The sequence below is a fragment of the Methylophaga sp. UBA1464 genome (assembly GCF_002325665.1).
Taxonomy (GTDB): domain Bacteria; phylum Pseudomonadota; class Gammaproteobacteria; order Nitrosococcales; family Methylophagaceae; genus Methylophaga.
This window is the reverse complement of sequence record NZ_DCSO01000071.1, coordinates 19552-23108: the sequence shown is the minus strand read 5'-3', so window position 1 is coordinate 23108 and position 3557 is coordinate 19552. Positions and strand designations below refer to the sequence as shown.

General features: G+C 45.7%; 3 protein-coding genes and 1 pseudogene. All 4 read right to left on the bottom strand.

Going from position 1 to position 3557, the window contains the following annotated elements; translation table 11 throughout:
- Nucleotides 1–587, bottom strand: a pseudogene (locus B3O33_RS08505) (Fe-S cluster assembly protein SufD); the annotation flags it as partial.
- Nucleotides 584–1351, bottom strand: a complete 768-nt coding sequence (sufC, locus tag B3O33_RS08500; RefSeq protein ID WP_292360230.1) for a Fe-S cluster assembly ATPase SufC — start codon at nucleotides 1349–1351, stop codon at nucleotides 584–586. The gene sufC and the pseudogene B3O33_RS08505, both read right to left, overlap by 4 nt.
- Nucleotides 1352–1431: 80 nt before the next feature.
- Entirely contained in the window at nucleotides 1432–2880 is a 1449-nt protein-coding gene (gene sufB, locus B3O33_RS08495; RefSeq protein ID WP_292359992.1) for a Fe-S cluster assembly protein SufB, read from the bottom strand.
- A complete protein-coding gene (locus tag B3O33_RS08490) occupies nucleotides 2873–3361 on the bottom strand; it encodes an SUF system Fe-S cluster assembly regulator (RefSeq protein ID WP_292359994.1) in 489 nt (162 codons plus the stop codon). The genes sufB and B3O33_RS08490 overlap by 8 nt, the downstream gene beginning before the upstream one ends.
- Nucleotides 3362–3557 lie beyond the last annotated feature (196 nt).

Here is a 3557-nt window from a genome sequence, read left to right as displayed (position 1 = left end):
TCGATAAATGTTGCCTGACTATCTTTTCCAAGCACAATCACATTACGTAAATGCATGGCATAGTGTGCCGTATGTCCACTGTTTACCACGATTAATTCAATGGGTTTATCTACCTTGGTATTAGCTGCGACCTCAATGAAAATACCTTCATTCATCAACATGGTATTCATGGCATTAAAGCCTGGCTTTTCCAAATTGACTTGCTGATTGAGAAATTCGCTGGCGCGATCGATTGATTGTGAGAATGGCGTCACCGTAAGACCTTCGGGCAGCCCGTCAAGATATGAGGCTGTTAAATCCACTCGACCATCAACAATCACCAGGCGATAGGCATCTTCCACCAGTTTCAGCTCATGAATATCCGCATACCCTGGTTGGGAGACCTGATGAACAAACTGTTCCTGACCTAACGACCAAAGGCTGGTGTATTTCCAATCTTCTTCTTTTCTGCCCGGCAAGCCATTTCGCTCAAACTGTTCCTTGGCTTGTTGACGCAATGTTTTCCAGTGTGCATTATCAGCCACCATGACATCACGGCTATTGGCCACCGCAGCAAAATCGGTATGGATGTCTGTTAATACTTTCATGCAGGCTGCCCTTCTGGTTCCGGTGCATCATGCACCCAGCTATAGCCGGATTTTTCCAGTTCTTTAGCCAGCTCTTTATCACCAGACTTCACAATGCGACCTTCAGATAAAACATGGACAAAATCAGGCACGATGTAATCCAACAAACGCTGGTAATGGGTAATCATCACAAATGAACGTTCAGGGCTACGCAGCGCATTCACCCCTTCAGAAACGGTTTTCAGGGCATCAATATCCAGTCCGGAATCGGTCTCATCCATAATGGCTAATTGGGGTTCCAGCAAGGCCATTTGCAAAATTTCATTACGTTTTTTCTCACCGCCGGAGAAGCCTTCATTCACACTGCGGTGCAAAAACTGTTCATCCATCTTAACCAGTTGCATTTTGCTGCGTACCAGCGTCAGGAAATCAATGGCATCCAACTCATCCAGACCTTGATGTTTGCGAACAGCATTTAATGCCGCTTTAAGCAGATAGATATTGCTGACACCAGGAATTTCTACAGGATATTGGAACGCCAGAAACACACCGCGACGGGCACGTTCTTCAGGTTCCAGTTCCAGCAGGTTTTCACCTTTGTATATGACTTCACCCTGGGTGATTTCGTAGCCTTCACGGCCCGTTAACACATTGGATAACGTGCTTTTACCGGCACCATTTGGCCCCATGATGGCATGTACTTCACCCTCATTGACCGTCAAATTAATACCACGCAGAATTTCTTTGCCCTCAATTTTTGCGTGTAAATTTTTGATTTCCAACATTTTCATAATTATTCTCTATTCATTTTTATAGGTTGAGCAGCCTGACCCGCCCAACATGTAGTTATATTAGGGAACGACGTTTAACCAACTGAACCTTCCAACGATAAACCGAGCAGATTCTGAGCTTCCACCGCAAATTCCATTGGTAATTCGCGAATAACCTGCTTACAGAAACCATTGACGATCATCGATACCGAGTCTTCCACATCAAGACCACGTTGTTTACAGTAAAACAATTGATCTTCGCTGATTTTCGAGGTTGAGGCTTCATGTTCAACCTGAGCGGTCGGGTTTTTCACTTCAATGTACGGGAAGGTATGTGCGGCACATTTATCGCCCATCAATAACGAATCACACTCGGTGTAGTTACGGGCATTTTCCGCATTGGGTCCAATACGCACCAGACCACGATAGGCATTCGACGAACGCCCGGCGGAGATACCTTTTGAGATGATGGTTGAACTGGTGTTTTTACCCAGATGGATCATCTTGGTACCGGTATCAGCCTGCTGCATATTATTGGTCACAGCCACCGAATAAAATTCACCGATAGAATTATCGCCTTGCAATACCACACTCGGATATTTCCAGGTGATAGCTGACCCGGTTTCTACCTGAGTCCAGGATACTTTTGAACTCTCACCACGGCAGGCAGCACGTTTGGTGACAAAGTTATAGATACCACCTTTGCCATTTTCATCACCGGGATACCAGTTTTGCACGGTGGAGTATTTGATTTCAGCGCGATCCATAGCGACCAATTCCACTACCGCCGCATGCAGCTGATTTTCATCACGCATCGGTGCGGTACAGCCTTCCAGATAACTTACATAGGAATCGTCATCGGCGATAATCAACGTACGCTCGAACTGCCCGGTATTCGCCGCATTAATACGGAAATAGGTCGACAACTCCATCGGGCAACGCACACCTTTTGGAATGTAAACAAACGAACCATCGGTAAACACCGCTGAATTCAAGGCCGCATAATAATTATCTTTCTGTGGAACCACGCTGCCCAGATATTTTTTAATGAGTTCCGGGTGTTCCTGAATGGCTTCGGATATCGGCATAAACAAAATGCCCTGCTCGGCCAGTTTATCTTTAAACGTATTGGATACGGATACGCTATCAAAAACCGCATCTACTGCGACACCGGCTAAACGGGCACGCTCATCCAGCGGTACACCGAGTTTTTCGTAGGTACGCAATAATTCCGGATCAACTTCATCCAGACTTTTTGGTCCATCGGTTTTTTTCTTCGGTGCAGAATAGTAACTGACCGCCTGATAATCGATTTCCGGATAATGCACATGTGCCCATTCCGGGGTCTCCATGGTCAACCAGTGACGGTAGGCTTTCAAACGCCATTCCAGCATAAACTCCGGCTCACCTTTAATGAGGGATATCTGGCGGACCACGTCTTCACTCAATCCGGGTGGCAGACTATCTGACTCAATATCAGTAAAAAAGCCGGCTTTGTATTCTTTCTGCGTAATTGCTTCAAGTTGTTGTGTTTGATCATTCATGTTGATCACCATCCTGTAAAGAAACTGCTTTTGCCCTGTAGCTGGGCGGGTAAAATCGAACTGGACGAGCCGCTGAAAGTGTCGGTGTCAGCATATCGGCTAATTTCACTTCATCCAGAGCATGGAAAACGGCGTTATTGATTTGGTTCCAGTTTGTCTGCACGGCACAATGGGTTTCCTGATCACACTGCGATGCACTGCTGACACATTCAGTCAGTGCAATCGGTCCTTCTATTGCGGTAATGATCTGCGCAACAGAAATATCGGCTGGATCACCACTTAAAATATAGCCACCTTGCGCTCCCCGCTCGGAAGTTAACAGACCTCCAGCTGACAACACTTTTAATATTTTTCTGACCGTAGGCAACGGCATATGCACCGCATCTGATAACATATGCGCGCTGTGCTGCTTGCTACGGTGCTCGGCAATGTAGCTCATCAGCACAATGCCGTAGTCTGTCAGTTTACCCATGCGTAACATGTCACGCCCTCCTAATTGATACCATTATAGTATCATTTAACTGAATAACCAAGTGTATTACTCGGCTATTCAATCTGAAACCGGCAGAAAAATATGAGACAATCGCGTAGCGAACTTCGCGGCTGATAATATCTCTAAGCCATGACAACCTATTTTTATAACAATATGAGAGTCTTAAGACATGAAACTGAAATAT